At 34.4% G+C, this 25344-nt stretch carries 24 protein-coding genes and 1 pseudogene; 8 read left to right on the top strand and 17 right to left on the bottom strand.

Annotated elements, in window-relative coordinates:
* Positions 1-28: 28 nt before the first annotated feature.
* From ACMGE9_RS08980 to ACMGE9_RS08970, 3 genes are all read right to left on the bottom strand, one after another.
* Positions 29-1165: a TIGR04053 family radical SAM/SPASM domain-containing protein gene (locus tag ACMGE9_RS08980; protein WP_414042461.1), complete on the bottom strand. Its 1137-nt coding sequence runs from the start codon at positions 1163-1165 to the stop codon at positions 29-31.
* 219 nt (positions 1166-1384) lie between these two features.
* Entirely contained in the window at positions 1385-2113 is a 729-nt protein-coding gene (locus ACMGE9_RS08975; protein WP_414042460.1) for a type 1 glutamine amidotransferase, read from the bottom strand.
* Positions 2106-3425, bottom strand: coding sequence for a MurT ligase domain-containing protein (locus tag ACMGE9_RS08970; RefSeq protein WP_414042459.1), 1320 nt, complete (start codon positions 3423-3425; stop codon positions 2106-2108). The genes ACMGE9_RS08975 and ACMGE9_RS08970 overlap by 8 nt, the downstream gene beginning before the upstream one ends.
* A gap of 179 nt (positions 3426-3604) precedes the next feature.
* Between ACMGE9_RS08970 and ACMGE9_RS08965 the strand changes: the two genes are divergently transcribed.
* From ACMGE9_RS08965 to ACMGE9_RS08950, 4 genes are all read left to right on the top strand, one after another.
* Positions 3605-4108, top strand: coding sequence for a ferritin (locus tag ACMGE9_RS08965; protein ID WP_414042458.1), 504 nt, complete (start codon positions 3605-3607; stop codon positions 4106-4108).
* 150 nt (positions 4109-4258) lie between these two features.
* Positions 4259-4495, top strand: a complete 237-nt coding sequence (locus tag ACMGE9_RS08960; protein WP_414042457.1) for a FeoA family protein — start codon at positions 4259-4261, stop codon at positions 4493-4495.
* A complete protein-coding gene (gene feoB / locus ACMGE9_RS08955; RefSeq protein ID WP_414042456.1) occupies positions 4488-6482 on the top strand; it encodes a ferrous iron transport protein B in 1995 nt (664 codons plus the stop codon). The genes ACMGE9_RS08960 and feoB overlap by 8 nt, the downstream gene beginning before the upstream one ends.
* Positions 6483-6493: 11 nt before the next feature.
* On the top strand, positions 6494-6667 hold the full coding sequence (locus tag ACMGE9_RS08950) for a FeoB-associated Cys-rich membrane protein (protein WP_414042455.1): 174 nt from the start codon (positions 6494-6496) through the stop codon (positions 6665-6667).
* Between the two features lie 39 nt (positions 6668-6706).
* On the opposite strand, the gene ACMGE9_RS08945 is transcribed toward ACMGE9_RS08950, so the two are convergent.
* Entirely contained in the window at positions 6707-7786 is a 1080-nt protein-coding gene (locus ACMGE9_RS08945) for a hypothetical protein (protein ID WP_414042454.1), read from the bottom strand.
* Between the two features lie 149 nt (positions 7787-7935).
* Here ACMGE9_RS08945 and ACMGE9_RS08940 point away from each other — a divergent pair.
* Positions 7936-8451, top strand: a pseudogene (locus ACMGE9_RS08940) (3'-5' exonuclease); the annotation flags it as partial.
* A 402-nt stretch (positions 8452-8853) separates the two neighbouring features.
* Here the strand turns inward: ACMGE9_RS08940 and ACMGE9_RS08935 are convergent.
* The 5 genes from ACMGE9_RS08935 to ACMGE9_RS08915 form a co-directional block, all read right to left on the bottom strand.
* Positions 8854-9066: a hypothetical protein gene (locus ACMGE9_RS08935; protein WP_414042453.1), complete on the bottom strand. Its 213-nt coding sequence runs from the start codon at positions 9064-9066 to the stop codon at positions 8854-8856.
* Positions 9067-9081: 15 nt separating this feature from the next.
* Positions 9082-10149, bottom strand: a complete 1068-nt coding sequence (gene dinB, locus ACMGE9_RS08930) for a DNA polymerase IV (RefSeq protein WP_414042452.1) — start codon at positions 10147-10149, stop codon at positions 9082-9084.
* A 148-nt stretch (positions 10150-10297) separates the two neighbouring features.
* On the bottom strand, positions 10298-11629 hold the full coding sequence (locus ACMGE9_RS08925; protein ID WP_414042451.1) for an NtaA/DmoA family FMN-dependent monooxygenase: 1332 nt from the start codon (positions 11627-11629) through the stop codon (positions 10298-10300).
* 203 nt (positions 11630-11832) lie between these two features.
* Positions 11833-12342: a cyclophilin-like fold protein gene (locus tag ACMGE9_RS08920; RefSeq protein WP_414042450.1), complete on the bottom strand. Its 510-nt coding sequence runs from the start codon at positions 12340-12342 to the stop codon at positions 11833-11835.
* An 18-nt stretch (positions 12343-12360) separates the two neighbouring features.
* Positions 12361-13353, bottom strand: a complete 993-nt coding sequence (locus tag ACMGE9_RS08915; protein ID WP_414042449.1) for an alpha/beta hydrolase — start codon at positions 13351-13353, stop codon at positions 12361-12363.
* Positions 13354-13447: 94 nt separating this feature from the next.
* Between ACMGE9_RS08915 and ACMGE9_RS08910 the strand changes: the two genes are divergently transcribed.
* Positions 13448-13885, top strand: coding sequence for a MerR family transcriptional regulator (locus ACMGE9_RS08910; RefSeq protein WP_414042448.1), 438 nt, complete (start codon positions 13448-13450; stop codon positions 13883-13885).
* An 87-nt stretch (positions 13886-13972) separates the two neighbouring features.
* Here the strand turns inward: ACMGE9_RS08910 and rlmD are convergent, their stop codons facing one another.
* Positions 13973-15337: a 23S rRNA (uracil(1939)-C(5))-methyltransferase RlmD gene (gene rlmD, locus ACMGE9_RS08905; protein WP_414042447.1), complete on the bottom strand. Its 1365-nt coding sequence runs from the start codon at positions 15335-15337 to the stop codon at positions 13973-13975.
* Between the two features lie 72 nt (positions 15338-15409).
* Positions 15410-17227 carry a 5'-nucleotidase C-terminal domain-containing protein gene (locus ACMGE9_RS08900; RefSeq protein WP_414042446.1) on the bottom strand — a complete coding sequence of 606 codons (1818 nt, stop codon included), beginning with the start codon at positions 17225-17227 and terminating at the stop codon, positions 15410-15412.
* 113 nt (positions 17228-17340) lie between these two features.
* Here ACMGE9_RS08900 and ACMGE9_RS08895 point away from each other — a divergent pair, with 113 nt between their 5' ends.
* Positions 17341-18159, top strand: a complete 819-nt coding sequence (locus ACMGE9_RS08895; RefSeq protein WP_414042445.1) for a glucose 1-dehydrogenase — start codon at positions 17341-17343, stop codon at positions 18157-18159.
* Positions 18160-18275: 116 nt separating this feature from the next.
* Here the strand turns inward: ACMGE9_RS08895 and ACMGE9_RS08890 are convergent, their stop codons facing one another.
* The 4 genes from ACMGE9_RS08890 to ACMGE9_RS08875 all read right to left on the bottom strand — a co-directional run bounded on the left by ACMGE9_RS08890 (position 18276) and on the right by ACMGE9_RS08875 (position 21512).
* On the bottom strand, positions 18276-19226 hold the full coding sequence (locus ACMGE9_RS08890; protein WP_414042444.1) for a diacylglycerol kinase: 951 nt from the start codon (positions 19224-19226) through the stop codon (positions 18276-18278).
* A 12-nt stretch (positions 19227-19238) separates the two neighbouring features.
* Positions 19239-19427 carry a hypothetical protein gene (locus tag ACMGE9_RS08885; RefSeq protein ID WP_414042443.1) on the bottom strand — a complete coding sequence of 63 codons (189 nt, stop codon included), beginning with the start codon at positions 19425-19427 and terminating at the stop codon, positions 19239-19241.
* On the bottom strand, positions 19427-20878 hold the full coding sequence (locus tag ACMGE9_RS08880) for a helicase HerA-like domain-containing protein (protein WP_414042442.1): 1452 nt from the start codon (positions 20876-20878) through the stop codon (positions 19427-19429). The genes ACMGE9_RS08885 and ACMGE9_RS08880 overlap by 1 nt, the downstream gene beginning before the upstream one ends.
* Before the next feature lie 112 nt (positions 20879-20990).
* Positions 20991-21512, bottom strand: a complete 522-nt coding sequence (locus ACMGE9_RS08875; protein ID WP_414042441.1) for a GrpB family protein — start codon at positions 21510-21512, stop codon at positions 20991-20993.
* Positions 21513-21928: 416 nt separating this feature from the next.
* On the opposite strand from ACMGE9_RS08875, the gene ACMGE9_RS08870 reads away from it, so the two are divergent.
* Positions 21929-22726 (top strand): hypothetical protein, encoded by a 798-nt coding sequence (locus ACMGE9_RS08870; protein WP_414042440.1) that lies wholly within the window; start codon positions 21929-21931, stop codon positions 22724-22726.
* 219 nt (positions 22727-22945) lie between these two features.
* On the opposite strand, the gene ACMGE9_RS08865 is transcribed toward ACMGE9_RS08870, so the two are convergent.
* Together ACMGE9_RS08865 and gatB are read right to left on the bottom strand one after the other, a co-directional pair.
* Positions 22946-23746: a tyrosine-protein phosphatase gene (locus ACMGE9_RS08865; protein ID WP_414042439.1), complete on the bottom strand. Its 801-nt coding sequence runs from the start codon at positions 23744-23746 to the stop codon at positions 22946-22948.
* A gap of 169 nt (positions 23747-23915) precedes the next feature.
* Positions 23916-25343: an Asp-tRNA(Asn)/Glu-tRNA(Gln) amidotransferase subunit GatB gene (gene gatB / locus ACMGE9_RS08860; RefSeq protein WP_414042438.1), complete on the bottom strand. Its 1428-nt coding sequence runs from the start codon at positions 25341-25343 to the stop codon at positions 23916-23918.
* Between the last annotated feature and the right edge of the window lies 1 nt (position 25344).

The raw sequence follows: 25344 nt of genomic DNA, 5'->3' as shown, positions 1-25344 counted from the left end.
TTCCTCCGATTAATTTAATAATTATTTTTTATTTACTTACTTCTTTTATCTTTCGTTTATGCTGAATCCAAGCTTTAGGTTGATATACACAATACGGTTCGGACTCCATTAAGTCGCCTGTAACTGCATAGGCTCTACTTCTAGAACCACCGCAAACATATCTAAATTCACACATTCCACATTTACCTTTGAAAAGATCAGGATTACGTAAGTTTTGTAAAATTGGTGATTGTACATATATTTCACTTAATGCTTTGTGTCTAATGTTTCCACATGAAACAGGGAGTAAACCGCTCGGATAAACATGTCCTAAATGTGATACGAAGACAAACCCGTTACCATCATTAACGCCTTTAGGTGCACGTCCTAATCCATCAATCGTGTTAATATCCATTGACGTTAAGCTGTCTTCATATTTAATTGCATCGAATGTACCTGCTTTTTTCATTTCACGAATTTGTTCTTGCAATACCACTCTTCGATAATGCTGTGCCGAAGTAGTCTTAATACCGAATGATGCAGTTTTACGCAATTTGTTTAAATATCGAAATACCGCTTCATGTTGTGCAGGTGTGACCATATCACTTTCTTTCCCACGTCCTGTCGGTACTAAGAAGAATACTGACCATAATACACATCCTAATTCTTCAACCATTTGCGCCATTTCTTCTAAGTAATCAATATTGTAACGACTTATCACTGTATTAATTTGTAGTGGCATTTCCAGTTCTTTTAAATACTGTATTGCGTTTATTGTTAAATCAAAGCTGCCTTCTGTTCCTCGGAAGTGGTCGTGGATTTCTTTATTCGGGCCATCAATACTGAAAGCCCAACGAGATAGACCCACATTTTTTGCACGTTCCATATTCTCTTTTGTAACATTGGGTGTCGCACTCGGTGTCATAGAAACACGAACGCCACGTTCTACCGCATATGCTGATAATTCAAAGATGTCATCACGCATCAGTGGATCACCACCTGTGAAGACAAGCATCGGTCCATCCATTTTTGCAATATCATCGATTAATGCTTTCCCTTCATCCGTCGATAACTCATAAGGATTACGATTAATTTGTGCTTCAGCTCTACAGTGCAAGCAATGTAATTCACACGCTCTCGTTACTTCCCAAATGACGATAAATGGTTTCTCGTTATAGTCAATCATCCAAACCCCTCCCAAGAACTTATAGGTTGATTATACACTTTAAAGTAGTATTTTAAATACATCTTTAAAAGAGTTTGATAATTTGTCACATAAAAATGGCACGAGATCTTTTCATTTCGTGCCAAAGCAAAGGATTTGGCACACTTTTCATTATTTTCGTGCCAAAATCATAAAAATGGCACGATTCTAAAAAGAACCGTGCCAACAATAATCTTTATGCTATTTTTTCTCTTCCATTAATCGTTTGACGATCACTTGCTTCGCTGCTTCTTCTACACTATTATCTAGTTGAATCGCAGGAAAATCCATTCCGATACGCTCACAAGCTTGTTTTAATAAGTAGTCCGTAATTTCATGGTTCTTCGGTAAGATTGGACCATGTAGATATGTCCCTAATAAATTCTTATAATGAATGCCTTCTTTTTTATCGGTATCATTATTACCATATCCGCTCACCACACGGCCTAATGTATTATAATCATGATATGTTCTACCACCGTGGTTCTCAAAACCTACAATTTGGCCGAACGTATCTGATTCTAAAACAATATTCCCTGTTAAACGGTCTTTTTTAGATTCTGTATAGAAGTCTAAAATATGTAATCCTTTAAGCTCATTACCGTCAGGCGTCACATATTTTTCACCTAAGAATTGATAGCCTCCACAAATTGTGAGTGCTGGCATACCGTCTTCAATGGCGGCTTTAAAATCATCTTTTACTCGAAAAAGCTCATCTGTAGCAATCTTTTGTTCACGGTCACTTCCGCCACCGATAAATAAAATATCTGCATCACTAATTTTAATGCCTTGTGTTGAGTTAATGTCCGTTATTTTAACGTCTAATCCACGCCATTTCGCACGTTGTTTCAGTGCAATAATATTTCCGATATCACCATATAAATTCAGTTTATCCGGCATAAAGTGGAATATTTCGATTGCTCTATTCATTGACTTTACCTCCTTCAAAATATGCATTTAATGCCTGGTGCATCGGTTCTAACGATGTATAGTTTGGGATACAAACTGTATATTCTGGTCGTTTTAGTATTGTTTCAGTTGCTGCTTTAATATTTTGATTTACTTCAATTTCAGCATCAATTTCAGCATATTTTAAGCGCAAGGCAATCTCTTCTGCACGATTACCTGTACACATAATGTATGGAATATTTTGGCGCGCAAGTTTTTCAAAATCTGCATCCCAAATCCATGAAATATCGCGTCCATCTGCACCATTATCATTAAGGGAAATAATATAAGACTTCTCACCTTGAATCTTTTCACCTACTGATAAACTTGCATTTAACCCTGCTGGATTTTTCGCTAAGTTAATAATCGCTTGTTTGTTTCCTCTTGTGAAGTTTTGCATACGACCATTATCACTTGAGTATGTTAAGAACCCTTTTTCTATCGATTGATCATTCAAACCTAATTCACGTAATACAGCATACGCTGCAATAATATTAAATACATTAAAGTCGCCAGCAATCTTCATATTGTAAGTGTGACCATTGATTGTAGGATTTAAAAATGGTGTTTCTGTTAATGCTTCGACTTCGTATTTAGGTGTGTTGCGGTCGAAACCACAAGTACATGTATAATGACCGATTTGATTATAATGAATCCAGTGATAATCTAGCATTGCTCCACAGTTCGGACAATACTTACTTTCAATCATCGTACTTTCTTCAAAGTCATGAATATGATCTTTCATTCCATAGTACGTCACTTTATTACTGGCGATCTTTAATCGTGAAACAAACGGATCATCTGCATTTAGAATTAACTCGATACCCTTTCCTTTAATATTATCAGCAATTCTATCAACTAAAATATCAATTTCTCCAAAACGGTCCATTTGATCACGAAAGAAATTTGTAAAAACCATTTTCGTTGGTGTCATTTCTTTTAACACACGTGGAATAGAACCTTCATCAATTTCAATAATCGCTAACTTAGTATTTTTAGACGATTGTACGATGAAACTAGAAGTAATCCCAGCAGCCATATTTGCACCTTCAGTATTATGAATGATATTAATATTATTTTGTTTTAAAGTATGTCCAATTAAATTACTAGTGGTCGTTTTTCCATTCGTACCTGAAATGAATACAACTTCTTCGACTTCAGAACTTAATTTTTTTAATATTTGTGGATCGATTTTTCTGGCAATTTGTCCTGGTAAATCCGTTCCACGCTTACCAGCCATAATGCTTAATCGTCTCGCAGCTTTCGCTATATTTTTAGCAGCAAATTTTTTCATATTAACCTCCTATTTTCAACACTTTATTATATCACTTCCTTGATGTAATTCATAAAATTTTATAAGACTTACGTGCTATATGGAAATATTACTTTTTTTATTAATTCAATTGAGATTGTTATCTTTATTAATATAATTATATTATAATTGTACTATCTTATAGATTGGAGGAAATCACAATGTTATCAACTGAATTGACAGCCGCTTTAAACAAGCAAATGAACGATGAATTTGCAGCAGCACATGCTTATATGGCAATGGCAGCTTATTGTGCATCAAAAAGTTATGACGGATTCGCTAACTTTTATGAACAACAAGCAGCCGAAGAACGTTTTCATGGTACTAAGATATATAACTATTTAAACGATCGTGATCAACATGCGAAATTTATAGAGATTGCAGCACCTAAAACAGATTTCATAAATGTTTTGGACACATTTGAATCTGGTCTTGCCCAGGAACAACAAGTGACAGCAAACTTCTATAACTTAGCAGATATCGCCAGAAAGGATAACGAATATTCTACAATCTCATTCTTGAATTGGTTCTTAGATGAACAAGTTGAAGAAGAAGCAATGTTCAAGAAACATATCGATTATATTCAACGTATTAAAGACGATGCAAATGCATTGTACTTATACGAAAAAGAATTAGGTGCGCGTACTTTTAGTGAAGAAGAATAATTAATAATCAGTATAGTTAAACACGATAAATATATTTATCGTGTTTTTAATTTGTCAAAAATAAGGTAATTCCCTACTTGTTAATATTACATTGAAATGATAAACTTTACCTAAATGATAATCAATATCAATTATAAAGTAGGTGTCCATATGATTCATGTCGCAAACGCAACATTAAATCGTGCATACAAAATAAAATCAATGGTGTTTGATAATAATATGATTATGCATCGCTTATATGCATTGGGTTTTACTGAAGGAAGCGAAATAAAAGTCCGTCAAAAAAGCTTATTTAAAGGTCCCTGTACTTTAGATATTAATGGCCAACAAGTATGTATTAGAAACTGCGATGCATGTAAAATAATGTTGGAACAAATTCATGAGTAATCAAGCATTCTGTATACTAGGAAATCCAAATGTAGGTAAAACTTCACTCTTTAACGCACTAACAGGGAGTTATGAGTACGTTGGTAATTGGAGTGGTGTTACTGTTGAGAAGAAGATTGGTCAACTCAAAAATAGCACAGGGCAACTTATTGATTTACCAGGGATATATGATTTGTTACCACTTTCAAAAGACGAGACAGTGGTAACAAATTTTTTATTGAATGAACATTTCGAAGGTATGATCAACATTGTCGATGCTGCACAACTAAAACGAAATCTATTGCTTACAATACAACTTATGGAGTTCGGTGCACCGATGATGATTGGATTGAATATGATAGATGTAGCCACAAAACGTGGAATTAACATCAATATCGATTTATTGATGAAAAAACTTAAAACACCTATCATCCCTGTTGTTGCACGTACTGGACGTGGATCAACGGACGTATTACATGCATTAAATGACACTTTATCAGCCAATCGTCCACTAAAAATTGTTTATGATATCGAAATTGAAAATGCGATAGAAGCAGTCATCAAAAATTTACCAAATAATTTATCACTTGAGCATAAACGATATCGCTTCTTAGCGATTCAATATTTATTAGGTAATCCTGTAGTCGATGAGTATTTACCTGATGCGACACTTACAGAACTTGCTCCTATTCGAGATGAATTAGAGGGAGAATTACTTACAAGTTTGAAATCACGCATCCATCAAGCTAGAACAACATTTATTGATAATCTGATAAAAGATGTTATTACGTATCCGGATGAGAACAAACAATTTTTAACAGAACGCCTTGATAAGATAGTAACTCATAATATAGTCGGCATTCCAATTTTCTTATTCTTGATGTGGCTCATATTTCAAACAACTTTTACTTGGATTGGGACACCACTCTCTGATCAGCTTGATGCATTCTTTGCTGGACCGTTAACAGACACAGTAAAGTCCTTAATGAATCAGGCAGGTATTGTACCATTCTTACAAGATTTAGTGATTGATGGTATTATCGCTGGTGTGGGTGGCGTACTCGTTTTCGTGCCACAAATTTTAGTACTTTTCTTCTTTATTTCTTTACTCGAAGACTCCGGGTATATGGCACGTATAGCAGTTATTATGGACAGAGTGATGGAAGTGTTCGGATTAAATGGTAAGTCATTTATTCCAATGATTATCGGATTCGGTTGTAATGTACCAGGTATTATGGCGGCGCGTAGCATCGAAGAAGAAAAAGAACGACTGACGACTATTCTAATCGCACCCTTTATGTCATGTTCAGCGCGCTTGCCTGTCTATGCATTATTTGCAGGAGTATTCTTCAAAGAAAATCAAGCACTGGTTGTGCTCAGTCTCTATTTAATCGGCATTGTTGTTGCATTACTCGTGAGCTTTATTCTTTCTAAAACAGTATTAAAGAATGATACGTCTATCTTTATTATTGAATTACCACCATATCGATTGCCGTCACTGAAAACCTTATGGCGAAGCACATGGGAAAAAGGAAAAGGATTCGTTAAGAAAGCAGGTACATTCATTTTTGGGGGTTCAGTCTTAATTTGGTTATTAAATTACGCAGGTCCATCAGGATTTGGTGTGGATATAGACAATAGCTTCTTAGCAATGATTGGAGGTACAATTGCACCATTATTAATTCCACTAGGATTTAGTTCATGGCAAGCAGGTGCAACACTTATCCCAGGATTTTTAGCGAAAGAAGTTATAGTAAGCGCAATGGCAATTATCTATTCTGTAAAAGATGATGCCTTAGTTAATATGATTCACGCTCAATTTACTCCGCTATCAGCGTATGCCTTTATGTTATTCATATTGCTATATATCCCGTGTCTATCGACTGTAGCCGCAATTAGAAAAGAAACTGCATCATGGAAATGGACGCTCATTGCAATGATTTACCCTATCGCAACGGCTTACTTGCTAACAATGGCTGTATATCAAATCGGAAGATTATTTGTATAGGAGGAAACAGCTTGGCACTTATATTTAATATAATGTTATTTACATTGATTTTCGGATACGCAATTTATACACTCTATCGATTCTTCAAAAAGTCTAGAGCTGGTAAATGTAATAGTTGTGACTTAAATGACAGCTGTGGATGCGACACGTTACACCAAATCGATTTCGAACATTTGAAAAAGTAAAAAACAATCGTAATGAGCGCACTCATTACGATTGTTTTTTTATGAATTTCTAGTTTTCTTATTCATTTGTAATTTCAATGGTGCGAGTAATATGATAAGAATGAGTAAATAGTTTAAGTTGCCAAGAATTGGATATACCTTATTAACCAGTTTCGTAAATCCAACAAAACTTAAACCAAAGCCTGCAAGTGTTGAGACAATATAAAACATTTTGAAATTACGTGTGCCAACCATTGTAAATCGTGCTGTAAACGAATAGAACATACTCAGCGCAGTATTGAAAATCATTGCAAAAATAATAATCGACATAACGATGCCAAGCGTTGGTGAAATCTCATTGACTATACCTAGCATAGGTAGTGGTAAGTCTTTAACGACTTCGATTTTAGAGAAAATTGCTAAGTGACTTAGTATGATTAGCACTCCTAAAACTAATCCACCTACCAGACCACCAATTGCTGCTGCTTTTCTATTTATTTCAGCACCACCAATAACAATTGCCATCGCAGCTCCTAATCCAATATTCATTGAAACATAGTTAATACCAGCAATAATCCAATGTGGAAATGGTGAATCAACACTTGTAGCAACTTTATCTAATGTGCTGTAAGGTGTATCTAAAGAAACGATGCAATAAATTGAAATGATTAATATCATTATGACAAGAAATGGGGTAATGTATCCAATAACTTTAACAATAAAATCAATTTTTAACATCCCTGCACTGATGACAATGAGTGCCATCAGTGCTGTACCATAAACAAAAGGTATACCAAATTGTTGTTCTAAGTTTGAACCTGCACCGGCAAGCATAACAACTCCAAAACTAAATAAAGTAAGGATTAACACAATATCGATAATCCATGATAGTACACGACCGATACCAGGATAATCTGTGATTTTTTTGATGACAATCTTATGGTCATCCGCATTCGTTTTACTACCAGCCCACACTAAAATCATCCCAAAATACCCAAATAGCAACGTCGAAACAATTGCTCCGAATATCCCTAACGTACCAAAACTCGTAAAATATTGTAAGATTTCTTGACCCGATGCGAATCCAGCTCCTACAATTACCCCGATAAATGCACTACTAATTTTTAAAATCTTCTTCATGACTTCCTCCTATTTTTATCGTGAACATTGTCTTTATATTGCATTCCGTTTGAAATTTGTTGTAATATTCAGACATACTTAATATTTTTATTCCCTAATTTTTTTAATATAATTATTTTTCTCATACATTTAGTAAAGAGGAGCATTACATGAATTCTTTTATAGCACTCGATTTTGAAACAGCAAATGGGACTCCAGCTTCAATCTGTAGCGTTGGTATGGTTAAAGTTATCGATAATATGATGACAGAAACTTTCTATACATTAGTTAATCCAGAAACATATTTTAGTGATTCAAATATTCAAGTTCACGGTATTCATCCTGATGACATTCAGGATGTACCGACTTTTGAAACAGTCTATCCCTATATGCTAGATTTTATAGGGGATTTACCAATCGTTGCACATTTTGCTCAGTTTGATATGAAAGTTCTAAACGCTTCGATTAGACGATATCACTTTGATATGCCAACACTTTCCTACTTTTGTTCAGTCATTATGTCACGTGATACGATACAAAATCATAGCTACAGTCTTAAAAATATGATGGCGTATTACAAATTAGATTTCCATGGCCATCATCACGCTTTAAATGATGCGAAAGCATGTGCGATGATTACCGTCAGATTATTAAAGCATTATGAAAGTTTAGAAGATTATTTAAAAACTAAACGCCGCAAGAAATATATTAAAGGCATTAATAATACGACCAAGAAACAAAGTATGTCACGCTATCAACAACAACTCGGAAACATAACGCCGTCATCAGACGTCATTGATAAAAGTCACCCATTCTATAATAAACGTATTGCGATAACGGGTACATTGCATAAAACGAGAAAGAACATCGTTCAATATATTGTTGATCACGGAGGGATTTTTACTGATGACTTAGAGTCAATTGATATTTTTATTAGAGGAAGGCAAAAAACAGATCAACCTTCTAAAAAAGAAGGTATTGTGCGTAATAAGATTGCACTGGGAGATGAGATTATCATTATAAATGATGACAAACTACAGCAATTGATTGCATTTTACGCATCTATAGAATAAACATAAAAAATACGACTACCTTTTGGTAGTCGTATTATCTTTAATTCTCTTCTTTATTGTGTGGCGGTTGACTGGTCGTTCTAATTTATGATCAATCCAGAATAAGAATCCTGCAACTAAAATAATACCGATAAGAGGTAACACTTTAAATCCATGTTCTACTGTTTCCATAATATACATCATAATGAGAAGTGCAGTTATACCAATGATTGCAAATTTAAACTTCATAATACTTCCTCATTTCTAAAGAAAATCATATATCGTTAGATTTTCATACACTTTATATTTTAAATTCCCTACTGAGACCCCAACTAAACGTATATTGTCAAATTTCCCTTTTAGGTCTGTATATAATAACACAGCTGTATTATAAATGGTATCCGCTTGATCCGTAAAGTCTAATAATTTTGTCTGCTTTGTATGCGATTCGAAATCACTTGTTTTTATTTTAACAGTAATCGTGTCACTTACTTGATTTAAATCTTGGAGTTTTTGGGCCACTTTATCAGCATGCGTGCGCATCGTTTGAAGAATAAATGTTTCATCTTGTACATCATGAGAAAACGTTGATTCTTTACCGATAGATTTTCTTACTCGGTCCATATTTATTATGTCAGAACCGATGCCACGTGCTTTTTCGTATAAACTACTGCCCTTTTTACCGAATAACTCAATTAATTCAAGCTCGGTTTTATCTCTTAAATCTTTACCATTCGTGAGTTTTAAACGCATCATTTTTTCTTCAGTTACTTTACCGACACCAGGGAATTCACCAATTGGCAAATCATCTAAAATTGATTGAACATTACCATAATGAATGACCGTTAAACCATTAGGCTTATTCATCCCAGAAGCAATTTTCGCTAAAAATTTATTATAAGACACGCCAGCTGAGCATGTTAGGTTGGTCGCTATCATAATATCACGTTTAATAAAAGCCGCAATTTGACTGGCACCTAAATCTTTACGTACCAGATGTGTGATATCTAAATACGCTTCGTCTAAAGAAACAGGTTGAACAATATCAGTATAGCTTTTAAAAATCGACATAATTTGATTCGATACTTCACGGTATACTTCAAACCGTGGGCTCACGTAATAACCATCTGGACACAATTGATGTGCACGTGCAGTTGGCATGGCACTATGCACACCAAATTTACGTGCCTCGTAACTACATGTTGCAACGACACCACGGTTCCGACTCTTGCCACCGACGATGACAGGTTTACCTTTCAGTTCTGGATTATCTCGCTGCTCAACTTGAGCAAAAAAAGCATCCATATCAATGTGTATAATTCTTCTTTCCATCTCATCACTTCTTCTTTTTACAGTTATCTTTATTATATATGAAAAGTGAGAGAGAAGATAATGAACTGATATCTTACTAAAGATAGAGTGGGCGTATTTCCTATAAAAAAACACAGACCTCTATAAGATCTGTGCTCCAAAAATTATATTATTTCAATCTTTCATCTACACCATATTGAACAGGCACTCCTAAGTGCTCTCTCAAAGTAGTGCCCTCATAATCTTCATGATACACACCACGTTCTTGTAAAATAGGCACAACTTCCTCAACGAAGCGTTCTAAATCTGTTTCGAAAATATCTGGTATTAACCAGAATCCGTCTGCAGCCCCCGCTTCAAACCAATCTGTTAAGTGATCTGCAGTCTCTTTCGCATCTCCTAAAGTTACGGGATGAAAGTCAATAACTGAATGATAAATAATATCGCGTAACGTCCAACCTTCTCTTGCAACTTTCAATACAATTTCAACCCGAGGATCTGAGTATGCATCAATCTCTACTCTATCTAAAAGTTGTGGAGCAATTGGTTTTTCTAAATCTGCTGGTGATAATCGAATACCTAACACCATACTAATGTGTTGTACTCGTTGATAAACTAAGCTTTCATCCATAAATTTTGCATGACGATCAAGCGCTTCTCGTTTATTATCTGCTACAACCGGCATTAATCCAGCAATAAATTTAATCTCATCAGGATTTCTACCTGCATCTATTGCTGATTGACGTAGCGCATTACGTGTTTCAATCCCTTGTTCAATCGTCCATACTTCACCAATCATTGCATTAGCATAACGACCTGCAAATGCAATACTTGCTGGAGAACCACCAGAATGGAAGATTACAGGTTGACCTTGAGGAGATGGTGGCATCGGTAATGCACCATTCGCTTGATGATATTTCCCATTTAAATATACTTTTTTAACTTGATTATAATCAGCAAAGATTCCTTTTTCTTTGTCTGCTTTTAACGCGTCTTTCCCCCAAGTCCCCCAGAAATGTTGTACCATTTCAACGAATTCATAATGACTTTCGTAACGCGCTTGTCTGTCCATTAAAGTAACACCAAAATTTTCAGCTACTTGAGGGCTAGAACCCGTTACAGCATTCCACGCAATACGTCCACCACTCATTAAATCTAACCCTTTAAACTGTCGTGCAACAGTATAAGGATTATTCCATTGTGTATGAACTGTGTTCGCGATACCAATATGCTTTGTTTCTCTTAAAATTGCAGTCGATGTAATAATCGGTTCTAACGTCATACCTGGCACTTCACGATTATCATTAGGTACTGCACCAGGAAAATCACCAATAAATATAAATTGGAATCTACCCTTCTCAGCCATTTGTGCATAACGAATATCTGCATCAATATCTGGATACGTACTAACATTAACTTCTTCACTCATCCAAGCTTTGCCGTTCGCACCAAACGTACCTGTAAATCCTAAACCTAACAACATTTGATTTTTCTTCGTCATAAGTTCTCCTTTATGAGTCACATATTATTTAGTAGCTACATCATAAAGCCTGATTGAATAAAAATCAATTTACATTACTTGTACAAATGTCCTATAAAATTTTTAAATATTCACTTTGATTATCAATTAGAAAAACCCCTAAAGTTAATTTTTAATATTCAACTTTAGAGGTATGTTTATCCATCTTATAGCAGTTATCTTTTTCAATTTTTCCACTCACAAGTTAACCTTATCTTTAAATTCGATTTAGATAACTTATCAATGATCTCTTTTTGGGGAAGATTAATTTCTCCAAGTTTAGTATAACGCCATGAATTTTCTCCATAAAACATAACAATATTATCTCCATTATAAAGAACAATATCACCTATTTGAGTTGTCATTTGCTTGTCATCTACTATATAACTTTTGCCTAATTCCCCGACTTGTTCAAATCCACCGTATTTAGACATCGGTATTACTAAATCATTCTTTTGTACATCCGCATATATATCATGTATTGTGGCATTCTTTTCCCAATTTACATCAACTTCTTCTTCACCGATAAATAATTTCATTTGATTAGCACCTACTAATTTATTTTCTGTTTTTAATAATTTATGTGAAATCTTTTGAGATTCGTTATTTTTATTTTCTTGTTCACTTTGAGAACTGTTTAAATTGCATGAAGATATTATAGAAACTAGACCGAAAACAAATACAAATACAATCACATTTTTAATACACATTTACTATATTAAATAATTATCAAAAAACTTTTGGATTTTATCAAATGGAATTACATTTAAATTATCATATAAATCGACATGACTAGCACCGTCTATTGTTAATAATGCCTTATTATCCGTGAACTTATTTCCATCCATCATATTGTGATAAGCATCCTTACCGAAATAATAACTGTGTGCATTATCTCCGTGGACAATTAACACTGCACTACGTATTTCATTACTGTATTTAAGAATAGGTTGATTCATAAATGACATTGTGCCAATAATATTCCAACCCTCATTTGAATTTAATGATCTTTCATGATATCCTCGATCAGTTTTATAATACGCATGATAGTCTTTTACAAAATCAGGTGCATCTTCAGGCAGTGGGTCAATCACACCACCCGCTCGACTATATTGTTTATTAAGGAAGTTCTCTGTTCTTTCTTGATTAAGACTCACTTTCTTTTGATATCTTGCTTCTTCACTATCCTCTGAATCAAAATATCCATTTGCATTGACTCTTGTCATATCATACATAGTAGAAACTAACGTTGCTTTAACTCTTGTATCAATACTAGCCGCATTGAGTGCCATGCCTCCAAAACCACATATACCAATGATTCCAATTCTTTCAGCATCTACATTTTCTTGAATAGATAAGAAATCAACTGCCGCTTGAAAATCTTCTGTATTGATGTCAGGTGACGCCATATATCTTGGCTGACCACCACTTTCTCCGGTAAATGATGGATCAAACGCTATTGTTAAATATCCTCTCTCTGCCATAATTTGCGCATAAAGACCACTTGACTGTTCTTTTACAGCACCAAATGGGCCAGATACTGCAATCGCTGGTAATTTCCCTTCAAATTGATTTGGCATAAACAAATCTGCAGCAAGTTCAATACCATAACGATTTGTAAATGTTACTTTGCGATGCGTGATTAAATCACTCTTTTTAAATACTTTATCCCACTCGTTCGTTAATGTTAATTTTGTATTTTGCATATTAATCCTCCTAGTATTAACTTTCTAATTTTGTTATGATACAATCATTCTAAAACCTAAACCTAACTTTAGGTCAACTGTTTTGGAGGAATTTATGTTGTATACAATAGGACAAGTATCAAAAATGTATAATTTGCCGATATCTACGCTACGTTATTATGATAAAGAAGGACTTTTTCCTACACTCGAAAGATCGAATGGTATCAGAAAATTTAGTGCTGTTGAAATTGAAGGATTAAATGTAATTGAGTGTTTAAAGCATTCAGGCTTAGAAATTAAAGATATAAAGCAATTTATGCAGTGGTGTGAAGATGGATCTTCTACATATCCTCAAAGAAAGCAACTTTTTGATGATAATAAAATTCGTTTAGAAAATGAAATAAAGAAACTCGAAAAGCACCTTGCCATGCTTAAATTCAAAAGTTGGTATTATGAACAAGCCATTCAAGATGGCAATGAAGAAAAATTAAATACGATGATTCCTAATTGTCTACCTGAGGATATCAAGGAAATTTACGACTTAGCCCATTAATTATCGGATTGCAATATTTATAGTAATGTTCTATAAAATCCCAAAAATAAAAAGCCTTGTTGCCAAGGCTTTTTATTGTATATTCAATTACTTCGTAAGTCTAACTACGACCTCGGTATGTGCTGTTTGAGGGAACATATCGACTGGTTTTACTGTTTCAATCTTGTAACCTGCATCTGCAAATTTACGACAGTCACGGGCACATGTTGATGGGTTACAACTCACGTAAACAATCTTTTTAGGATTTTGCGCAATTAACGTTTGAATAAACTCATCGTCTAATCCTTTACGTGGTGGATCGACTAAAGCAACATCAAACTTAACGCCTTCTTCGCTCCACTTCGGTAAGATTTCATCTGCTGCACCCGTTTCAAAACGTACATTTTCAATGCCATTCATTTTCGCATTTTGTTTCGCCATCTTAATTGATTCATGGACGATTTCCATCGCGTAAACTTGTTTCGCTTGTTTCGCTAATGCTAAAGAGATTGTACCGATACCACAATACGCATCCAACACTGTTTCAGTACCGTTCAAATCAGCCGCCTCTAATGCTAATTTATATAATTCTTCTGCTTGCGGTGTATTCACTTGGAAGAATGAGTTTGGTGATACTCTAAAGTCTAAACCTAACATCTTGTCCGTGTAGTATGGTGTGCCGTGTAATACTGTATTGTTACGGCCTAGAATCACATTGCCTTCTTGATTATTGAAGTTTAATACAACACTTTCAACGTTATCAATTGTATTTACAATATCATGTGTAATTGATTCGATATTTTGTAGACGCTTTTTATTTGTCACTAATATAATCATTAATTGACCCGTATAATGTCCAAGTTTCACAACGATATGTCGTACTTCTCCATTATGATTACGCTCGTTATAAGGTACAACATCATATTTACGTAAAATATCTCTTACTTTCACAATTGCTTCATCAATCGCTTTATGTTGAATATAGAAATTCTCAACAGGCACTAGTTGATGACTGTTCTTTCTGAAGAATCCTGTTTCAAGCATACCGTTCACTGATCTTACTGGAATTTGCGCTTTATTACGATATTCGTAAGGTACTTCCATGCCAATTGTTTCAGCAACTTTAATATTTTTAAATTTCCCTAAACGTTCAAACGCACTTTCAACTAAATGCTGTTTGAATTTAAGTTGTGCTTCATATGATAGATGTTGTAATGTCATCGTACCAATTTGGCGTCCAACGATATCTTTCTCTGCCACACGGTCTGGGCTTTGTGTTTGAATTGATACTAGACGAGCAAATCCAAAATTTTTACCGACTTTCATTACTTTGATTGTAACGTCTTCACCTGGTAAAGCGCCTTCAACGAAAAATGGATAATCATCAATCTTAACGACACCTGCTCCTTCGTGTGTTAAATCTACTACTGTCCCTTGTAATTCGTCATTCTTGTTAAAGTTAATTTGTTTCATATTTTCTCCTAATAGTTTATTTCAAAATATTGATAATATACAAATATTTTGAGGGTGATGCAGAGATTTGTCCTATCCTCGCATTAATGATGTATTCATTTCGTATATTAAATAGTCCTCATCGTACTCATTTGTTGCTGTAATGCCCGGCTGTAAGTACTTAGCACCTTTTGGGCTTGATTTAAATTTAAATATGCCATTCTGTAAGAACGTAAATGGTCTCGTCGGCTCAAAGTCCATACCGTTCGACTTTATATATTCAATAATGATTTGCCTTATTTCAATATCATCTAATTGTATTTTTGTAACTGACGTATCATTTAATATTGGACAAAAGTTTGTACGATAATCTGTCGTTAATACAGTAAACTGTTGTTCATCGGTTACAGGTTTATTTAAATAGGTTAAATCGTTAATACGATACGTGTCATTTATTTTCTCACCTACATTACTGTACCTTGCTTCTTGAGATAAGTCTATACAATAGTTTAATTCATAGAAGATATCCATGTTGTAACTTGGGAATCCTGGCGCAGTTGATTTGTTATCTTTAACTATGTATGCGCTACCTATCTTGTTATAGCAAGAAACACTCCATTCTACCCATTCTCGTAACACTCGACCGGAAATATTTACAGCTGATATTTTATTTGGAAAGCGATATATGTTTAGTGCATCTTTTAACGTTAATTCTCCGCTTTCGATATCAATATAATCATTCACACCGTCTCTACCTGCTTTAATTGGCGCACTTGTAGATATAATATTGGAGCTTGCCAATTTCAACTGATTACCTTCAATCAATTGATTTAGCGCAAATTTTCCAGCTTTTGCTATGACTTCAACAGCTGTGCTTGTTCCAACTTGAGCAAAGTAACTTTCATGATGACGTGATGTTTCACCGATTGGGCGTTTCACGTACTCAAGAACCCCATCGTGCGCACTCTGATTCACATCAACTAAATGCGTATTAATTTCCACGTCACTTGATTTTAATTCAATAACACTGCTTTTTCCGTTTATAACTTTAAATCCATCATCTGACTTCTCGAGTTCTAAATCAATACGTCCTAAATGACTGGCAAAGCACATCGGTTGAACCCCATATGCATGAAAGACCTTTCCAATTTCAGCATCCACTTCAGCAATACCTTCATAATCAGGGCCAGGGAATTGTTGATGGGTATGACCAAAAACAAAGGCATCAACCGCTTCAATTTGTGCTAAACGGTAAACTTGATTCTCAATACCTCGCATTTCTACAAGTTGTTCTTGATCTAATCCTGTATGCATTAAGGCAATGACAATGTCACAGCCTTGTGCTTTCAATTGGTTACTATATTGAAAGAGTGCATCGTACATATCTTCAACGATGACGCGATCCGTTAAATGTTCTTCATCCCACATCATAATTTGTTCTGGCACAACACCTGTAATCCCAATCTTCACTGTTGTTCCATCATTGAATGTCTTTTCCACCGTATGGAATGGCGAAACAACAAAATCACCATTGATATACTTTACATTACAATTCACTAATGGAAATATTGCTTGCTTATATGCTTCATCCAAATATTCTAAACCATAATTAAATTCGTGATTCCCAAGCGTTCCTGCATCATAACCTATTTCATTCATCATATTAATTGATGGGTGTATGTCTGGAATTACTTCTACGGCGTAATCGGCCATGATATTACCTTGTAATATATCACCATTATCCACAACAACAGTTGCAATACCTTGTTGCTCATTATCAGCTTTGAGCGACTCAATCATACTACCTGCTAGTATTAAACCATTGATTTTCATTTCACTTTCTAAAAAATAGTCATACAAACTAATATGACTATGAGTATCCGTTGTTGCTAAAATCGATAATTTATACATATGTGCGCCACCTTTCACTCTTCATTTTATTAGAAATTGAAATGATTGTCACATTTCACCCTTTCGATTAATCTCTTAAATTACGGGTATGGAAACAAAAAAGGAGTGAGGAAATGTATAACGATTTAACAGGGAAGGTCGCAATTATTACTGGTGGTGCTTCTGGTATTGGTAAAGCTACCGCGATTCGATTTGCTAAAGAAGGCATTAATGTTGTCATTAATTATCGTTCTCGAGAAGACGAAGCTAATGAATTAGTTAAGGTTGTTAAAGCTATTGGTGTAGATGCTATTGCTATTCAAGCTGATACAACAAATAAAAATGAAATGGAGCATTTAATTAAAGAAACAATAAATCAATTCGGCGCATTTCATATTATGGTGAATAATGCTGGGGTGCAATCTGATATTCCAAGTCATACAATGTCGATAGAAGAATTTGATAAGGTTATTGATGTAAATTTACGCGGAACATTTATTGGTTGTCAACTCGCTCTTAACCACTTCATGGAACGAAAATTCAAAGGAACCATTATAAATATTTCAAGTGTACATGAAATTATTCCATGGCCTCACTATGCACATTACAGTGCTAGCAAAGGTGGCGTGAAGTTAATGACACAAAGCTTAGCCTTAGAATACGCACGTGTACAAATCAGAATAAATAATATCGCACCAGGGAGTATTAACACACCTATTAATGCGGAGAACTTTAAGACACCTGAAGATAAAAGAGATGCGGATTTATTCGTACCGATGGGATATGTTGCTGAACCTGAAGAAATCGCAAGTGTCGCAGCATTTCTAGCAAGTAAAGAAAGTAAGTATATTACTGGCCAAACGATTGTAGCTGACGGAGGTCTGAGTCTATATCCCTCACACCGTAATTTTGAATATGATACATTATTAGAAGAATTTACGGATGAAATTTAGTCTATTAAACGCATACTTCAGCACACTTTACGTATCAACAAATTCATTCAAAAAAACTCGGACGAATCGTATAATCGTTTCGTCCGAGTTTTTTTGCGATAAATTGTACGCATGCTTTATTCTTCTAATTCATTCTCATACTGCGTTTTTATTTCATGCTTCTTATCAGGATGAATAATATCTAACTGACTATAAACATTAATATGACGTTCTAAATTAATAAAGTGTGCTGGTAATATACCACCAAATTCTCCATCCACATTTAATTGTACTTTTTCGAAACTAGATACTTTAATATCTTTAGCTTTTACAAAATGAACTTTCGGGTGCTTAATATGGTCACCACGTGAAGCGAGTGAGAAAATATGGCCGAATTCAGCAAAGTTCACTTTTTCTAAAAAGAGTAACGTAAAGTTCCCGTCATTAATTGATGCGTCTGGTACTAACTTTTCGAAACCACCAACAGAATTCGTTAATCCAATTAAGAATAACATCACTTCTCCACTGAAAACTTCTCCATCATACTCAATACGAATATCCGTTGCTTTAATCTCAGGTAACATTTCAAGGCCTTTAATATAGTATGCTAATGGACCTAATACTGTTTTAAGTTTGCTCGGTGCTTCGTAACTGACTTCAGTTATTTTTCCACCTCCGGCAATATTAATAAAATAACGGTTATTCATCTTACCGACGTCAACTGGTACTGTATTCCCTTCGACGATAACATCAACCGCTTGCAAAATATCTTTCGGAATGAGTAACGCACGACCAAAGTCATTGACTGTACCCATTGGAATCACCCCAATATTCGGACGATATTCTTGTTCAGCAATACCGTTAATAACTTCGTTAATCGTGCCATCTCCACCAGATGCAATAACTAAATCAAAGCGCTCTTCTACGGCTTGTCGTGCTGCTTGAATAGCGTCACCTTCCGCCTTAGTAGCGTATGCACTTGTTTCATAGCCTGCATCCTCTAATTTTATTAGTACATCAGCTAAAGATTTCTTAAATAGCTCCCTGCCTGATGTTGGGTTATAAATAATTCTCGCTCTTTTCCTCAAAAAGCACACCACCTAATTCTTATCTTTTAATAATCCGCGATCTTTAAAATAGATCCTAATTAAGATGAAGGTTACAACCACGATGCATACCTGTACACCTTTAGTATAATATTCATTGCTTTGTACTGTTGGTGACATTAATACCATCATCAATGCCATATTAATTGCTACTAAAATAATATAAATTATGACGTTTTTCATTATCTTCTTCTTCCACCAAAAATGTTTCTAACAATTTCACGGCCGATTTGACGGCCGACACTAGTTAGTACGCTCGTCGCTACTTTTTGTAACTCCGACTTTGGCTTTCTTTTTTCAGCTTTTACAGTTTTTGCTTCAAGTTTTTCTTGATCAGCTTTTGCTTTCTCAGCTGTTACTTGTGTAAATTTTTGTTGTAATAATTCATACGCACTTTCACGATCAATTGCTTTTCCATATTTCGCTTGATAAGGATTTTGATTTAAAATAGTTTGTTTCACTGATGCATCAATCACACCAATCTTACTTTCTGGTGGGCGAACAAAAGCACGCTGTACGATATTTGGTTGACCGTCTTCATTTAAACAAGAGATTAATGCTTCTCCCGTTTTTAGCTCACCAATAACAGTTGCAACATCTAGTTCAGGGTTCTGTCTGAATGTTTCAGAAGCACTTTTCACTGCCTTTTGATCTCTTGGTGTAAATGAACGGAGTGCATGTTGGACACGGTTTCCAAGTTGTCCTAAAACTTCATCAGGTAAATCAATAGGGTTCTGGGTGATAAAATAAACGCCTACCCCTTTAGAACGTACTAAACGGACCACTTGTTCAACTTGAGTTACAAATGATGAAGGTGCATCTTTAAATAACAGATGCGCTTCATCAAAGAAGAATACCAGTTTAGGCTTATCCATGTCACCCACCTCAGGAAGTTCTTCAAACAATTCTGTTAGTAACCATAATAAAAATGTTGAATATAATACTGGCTTAGTAAATAGATTATTTGCCATTAATACATTAATAATACCTTCACCTTCAGGGCTCACTTCCATGAAATCGCTTAAGCTCAGTGCTGGTTCACCAAAGAACGTTTCCGCACCTTGTGTTTCAAAAGAAAGTAATTTACGTTGAATTGCACCAACAGATTGTTTCGTAATATTACCGTATTGACTACTATAAGTAGATGCATTATCCGCCATATCTTTTAAAAGTGCCTGAAGATCTTTCAAATCTAGTAATAATAATCCATTGTCGTCACTAATCTTAAATGCAATATCTAATATCCCAGATTGCGTTTCATTCAATTCAAGCAAGCGTGCTAATAACATAGGGCCCATTTCAGAAATCGTTGCTCTCACAGGTGCACCATCTATACCAAAGATGTCCCAAAGACGTACAGGGTAACTTCTCGGATTGTAATCCGTAATATTTAGGTCTGTTAAACGTTGTTGAATCTTATCATTCACAGTCATTGGCTCAGCAATACTTGCTAAATCACCTTTTATATCAGCTAAAAAAACAGGTATGCCAGACTTAGAAAATTGTTCAGCAAGTACTTTTAACGTAACCGTCTTCCCTGTCCCTGTAGCACCTGCAATTAGGCCATGGCGGTTCGCCATTTGAAGTTGTAATGTTATATCGTTTAGATTTTTTGCTATATTTACGGATGCCATCATTATCCCTACCTTTTTTCTATTAACATGATTACTTTTTATTTTACAGTAAACTGTATATTATGCAATTTTGACATAAAAAAAAAGGCTAAGCATGTTCAATGCATTAACCTTACTTTGTATTATACCAACGTAGTGCTTTTTCTTCTAATTTAGAAATGTAATCATTTTTAGCCATTTTATAAGTGTTGAAATCATTTCTATACTGTACTGCTCGTTTCATTTTAAACTTTGCATAAGCTAGACGCTCAAATTTGTGTTCACGTAAATAATCTCTGAATGCTAATCGTCTTGTAATCGCATCAAAATTTGTACGTTCTATCATCATCACATAAAAAGTCAGCTGATTTTTCTTTGCAACGAAAAGCCTACAATTGTCATGAGTGAAATTGTTTGCATCAACTTCTTTATATCCGATGGCTTCCATCTTGTCTGTATAAAGACTTACATGTGATAAAGTTTTTACGATTGGTAATATATCTATTGTCTTATTACCAGGTAAATCTTTCACTGAAGTACTTCCGTAATGATGAAGCTCAACAATTTCGTTTCTAAAGATTTCAATCAGTTCTTTTGCCTCATGAATGAAAATCTGATGATAATCTTTTTCGTTCCACGGCGTATAATCAATCATAAATATCCTCCGATTCGGGAAATGACACCTTCGACACTTATATATAGAGATATTTTACCATAATTATTGTATAATTACTATCTCATTTTAATCATTTTCCATTTTGTAAAGCACGCAATTTAATATTTTGCATTCTTTTTTAATATTTTATTTTATTAATATACCAATTATTTATTAATCTTATGTAAATTTTGTAATGAATATGTATATTTTATTGTATGTTGCCAATTATGTTTACTTATTATATCCTATTAGAACAGCTTTAAACTTAAAATTATTTATAATTTATGTCATAATGCGATTAAGAGTGGGTATAATATCAAAGAAAATTTTATCATTCAACACTTGTATGTATAAATTTTCATGTTTTTTTGTTACTATATTAATATTGAAGAAAGATGGAGGATATATTCGCAATGAAGAATTTATTATTTTGGCTTTATATTATTGCAGCGCTTATTCTAATTGCCGTTGGTTATACATTTTGGGAAACTCGTGTAACGGATTCTGAAGCGCAAGAAAAATCAATCTCAACTCAAAGTGGTAAAGATTATTACGCAGACCAAGACAAAACAACTAAAAAAGAAGTAAAAAAAGACACAAGCAAAAAACCAAACGCAAACCTATTTAAAAACAAAACATTTCAGTCAATTTATAATGAGGCAGTAAAAGATAAGAAAGTAATGAATATTACTCTTGTCAGCACTCCTTACCAAACATCAGATGAAAATACAACAGTTAAAGATGAATTAGAGTATTCGACAGATGACCATATTAAAATTAATGAAGTAGAAGTTTCGAGCTCGTCTTCATCAGTTAGTATGGATAAAATCAACAAAACGAAACCAGATTTAATTATCTTAGATTCATTAACATTAAATGACTTTTCTGAAGATGTTTCATCAAATGATCATATTGCAACAATTGAAAGTATTTACACAACTGCAAGTAATGATGATACACCTGTAGTTATCGTTGGAACGCGACCTGAATATAATGATTCAGATTTCGCGAAATACCAACAGGCCGAAGAAGAATACTTTGGTTCACAAAACAACGAGTTCTTCTACGTAAATCAATCAAGTAAATGGCCAAATAATAAAGCTATTGAAGATTATTATAGTGTTGAAGATGGATTACTAACTGAACGTGGAGTTGCTAGATGGGTAACATCAATTTCAGATTACTTATTTAATGAGAAAACTGAAGAATAAAAACTTAAGAGATCAGTACAGAAGTGTTCTGACACAAATAAAACCGAAAGAACTAATAAATCACTCCTTGATTTATAGTTCTATCGGTTTTTGTTTGTAACAACTTCTCTTTTCGCAGTTTACGCTCAAAATTAGAAGAGGATTAATAATGTGGATTTTCAAGCTTTCTTATGTTTTTTTCCAGTTTGCATACATCTTAATGCTCGTTCGAATGCCTCTCTAAAACAAGCCAAAGAACTTCTTCTTTTTCTTTGTTGACTTTTCAACTTTATCTTCTTTTTCTACTTCAATCGGACTAACGTAACGAATTGATTCTCCGTTTAATACTTTTCTTGCATTTTCTTTATAACGATTAACCGCTTCTTCACCATATTTCGCTGCAATCACATCATAAGCTTCATTCATATAATAATTTCTAGAAGTTATATTGTGTGCATCACTGGCAACGATATGAATCATGCGATGATCCATCATCATTTCAGCACATTTTTTACTAAATTCACCTAACTGGCCACAAACTACGCCTGCAGTCACCTGTGCTAATGCACCGAGCTCAATTAACTCAGCTAATTTATTAGGATTCTTTTGAAGCTCAGAATTACGTTCAGGATGCGCAATAATCGGAATATACCCATCTAAAGCCATCTTCGTAAACAACTGCTCCGTAAAGATTGGTACTTCATGTGAAGGGAATTCTATTAAAACATACGGACTACCTTCGCTTAAGGCCAATGCTTGTCCATTCTTTAAGTCTTCAACTACATCTCCGTATATTCTCACTTCTTGACTCGCATGGACTTTTATAGAAATGCCTTCAGCTTTAATGATTTCATTTACTTCCTCAGTTAAAGCTTTAACTTTTGGTCCAAAATTCTCATAAACCCCAATCTTATGGTGTGGTGTCGCTATGATGTCTGTGATTCCTTCAGCTTCCGCTGCTCTTGCCATATCAATGGTATCTTCTTTTGTTTGTGCCCCATCATCAATACCAAATAATATATGGTTATGAATATCAATCATCGTATTCTCTCCTCATCTCTAGTTCATTAAAATAATAGTATCAATATGATAATAAATGTCAATTAAATTCCGTTAATATCATCATCTATTTTATCCTTAATTTTATAATAAAAACTCTAAAAATAGGGCACAAACGCCTTAATTTTAGAGTTTTATTTTATATATTTGTTTATCTTTTTTCTAATTCTTCTTTAAGAATTTTATTAACCATTTGTGGATTTGCTTGACCTTTAGAAATCTTCATTATTTGTCCTACTAAGAAGCCAGTCGCTTTCCCTTTACCATTTTTAAAATCTTCGATAGATTGTGGATTATTATCTAAAGCTTCTGTAACGAACGCTTTTAATTGTTCTGGATCAGAAATTTGCACTAATCCTTGCTCTTCCATAATTACTTTTGGTGCTTTTCCAGATTCTACAGTATCTGCAAAGACTTTTTTCGCGATTTTCGATGAAATTGTTCCGTCAGCCAATAATTTCACCATTTCAGCCAAGTTTTCAGGTGTTAATTTTGTTTCATGTAATTCTTTTTGATTTTTATTTAAATATTCGTTTACTCCACCCATTAACCAGTTAGAAGAAAGTTTAGCATCTGCATCTAAAGATATCATCTTCTCGAAGAAATCTGACATTTCTTTTGTTAATGTTAATACGTGTGCGTCGTATGCTGGTAAGCCGAATTCAGCAACATATTTCGCTTTTCGTTTGTCAGGTAATTCAGGAATTGACGCACGTACACGCTCTTTCCAAGCTTCATCTATAAATAATGGTACTAAATCTGGTTCTGGGAAGTATCTATAATCATCTGAACCTTCTTTAACACGCATCAGAATTGTCTTACCTGTAGATTCGTCAAAACGACGTGTTTCTTGAAGGATTTCTCCCCCATTAAGTAATACTTCTTCTTGACGTTTAACTTCATGCTCTAAACCCTTTTTTACGTAAGAGAAAGAGTTTAAGTTCTTAAGTTCAGCTTTCGTACCAAATTTCTCTTGTCCTATTGGACGTAATGAAATATTGGCATCACAACGTAACGATCCTTCTTCCATACGTACATCAGATACACCAGTATATTGGATGATTGCTTTTAACTTTTCTAAGTAAGCATACGCCTCTTCAGGTGTACGAATATCTGGCTCAGATACAATTTCAACTAATGGTGTCCCTTGACGATTCAAATCGACTAATGAATAACCATCTTTATGGCTTAATTTACCTGCATCCTCTTCCATATGCAGACGCGTAATACCGATACGCTTTGTTTCGCCATTGACTTCGATATCGATATATCCATTCTCACCAATAGGCTCATCAAATTGTGAAATTTGATAAGCTTTCGGATTATCTGGATAAAAATAGTTTTTACGGTCGAATTTAGTTGATGTTCTAATATCCATATTTAATGCCATTGCAGCACGCATTGCCCAGTCAACTGCCGTTTTATTTACAACAGGTAAAACACCTGGATATCCTAAATCAATCACGTTAACGTTTGTATTTGGTTCTGCTCCGAAATGCGCAGGAGAAGCCGAAAACATTTTTGATTCTGTTTTAAGTTCTACGTGGACCTCAAGTCCGATTACTGTTTCAAAATGCATA

The organism is Macrococcus animalis (assembly GCF_047425875.1).
Taxonomy (GTDB): Bacteria; Bacillota; Bacilli; order Staphylococcales; family Staphylococcaceae; genus Macrococcoides; species Macrococcoides animalis.
Note: the sequence above shows the minus strand (reverse complement) of the source record. Positions and strands in the feature narration are given on the sequence as shown.

Excerpts from the sequence above, each read along its gene's own strand:
- ACMGE9_RS08980 (WP_414042461.1), bottom strand. The coding sequence starts at position 1,165 with ATGATTGACTATAACGAGAAACCATTTATCGTCATTTGGGAAGTAACG.
- ACMGE9_RS08975 (WP_414042460.1), bottom strand. The coding sequence starts at position 2,113 with ATGAATAGAGCAATCGAAATATTCCACTTTATGCCGGATAAACTGAAT.
- ACMGE9_RS08970 (WP_414042459.1), bottom strand. The coding sequence starts at position 3,425 with ATGAAAAAATTTGCTGCTAAAAATATAGCGAAAGCTGCGAGACGATTA.
- ACMGE9_RS08965 (WP_414042458.1), top strand. The coding sequence starts at position 3,605 with ATGTTATCAACTGAATTGACAGCCGCTTTAAACAAGCAAATGAACGAT.
- ACMGE9_RS08960 (WP_414042457.1), top strand. The coding sequence starts at position 4,259 with ATGATTCATGTCGCAAACGCAACATTAAATCGTGCATACAAAATAAAA.
- feoB (WP_414042456.1), top strand. The coding sequence starts at position 4,488 with ATGAGTAATCAAGCATTCTGTATACTAGGAAATCCAAATGTAGGTAAA.
- ACMGE9_RS08945 (WP_414042454.1), bottom strand. The coding sequence starts at position 7,786 with ATGAAGAAGATTTTAAAAATTAGTAGTGCATTTATCGGGGTAATTGTA.
- ACMGE9_RS08935 (WP_414042453.1), bottom strand. The coding sequence starts at position 9,066 with ATGAAGTTTAAATTTGCAATCATTGGTATAACTGCACTTCTCATTATG.
- dinB (WP_414042452.1), bottom strand. The coding sequence starts at position 10,149 with ATGGAAAGAAGAATTATACACATTGATATGGATGCTTTTTTTGCTCAA.
- ACMGE9_RS08925 (WP_414042451.1), bottom strand. The coding sequence starts at position 11,629 with ATGACGAAGAAAAATCAAATGTTGTTAGGTTTAGGATTTACAGGTACG.
- ACMGE9_RS08915 (WP_414042449.1), bottom strand. The coding sequence starts at position 13,353 with ATGCAAAATACAAAATTAACATTAACGAACGAGTGGGATAAAGTATTT.
- ACMGE9_RS08910 (WP_414042448.1), top strand. The coding sequence starts at position 13,448 with ATGTTGTATACAATAGGACAAGTATCAAAAATGTATAATTTGCCGATA.
- rlmD (WP_414042447.1), bottom strand. The coding sequence starts at position 15,337 with ATGAAACAAATTAACTTTAACAAGAATGACGAATTACAAGGGACAGTA.
- ACMGE9_RS08900 (WP_414042446.1), bottom strand. The coding sequence starts at position 17,227 with ATGTATAAATTATCGATTTTAGCAACAACGGATACTCATAGTCATATT.
- ACMGE9_RS08895 (WP_414042445.1), top strand. The coding sequence starts at position 17,341 with ATGTATAACGATTTAACAGGGAAGGTCGCAATTATTACTGGTGGTGCT.
- ACMGE9_RS08885 (WP_414042443.1), bottom strand. The coding sequence starts at position 19,427 with ATGAAAAACGTCATAATTTATATTATTTTAGTAGCAATTAATATGGCA.
- ACMGE9_RS08880 (WP_414042442.1), bottom strand. The coding sequence starts at position 20,878 with ATGGCATCCGTAAATATAGCAAAAAATCTAAACGATATAACATTACAA.
- ACMGE9_RS08875 (WP_414042441.1), bottom strand. The coding sequence starts at position 21,512 with ATGATTGATTATACGCCGTGGAACGAAAAAGATTATCATCAGATTTTC.
- ACMGE9_RS08870 (WP_414042440.1), top strand. The coding sequence starts at position 21,929 with ATGAAGAATTTATTATTTTGGCTTTATATTATTGCAGCGCTTATTCTA.
- ACMGE9_RS08865 (WP_414042439.1), bottom strand. The coding sequence starts at position 23,746 with ATGATTGATATTCATAACCATATATTATTTGGTATTGATGATGGGGCA.
- gatB (WP_414042438.1), bottom strand. The coding sequence starts at position 25,343 with ATGCATTTTGAAACAGTAATCGGACTTGAGGTCCACGTAGAACTTAAA.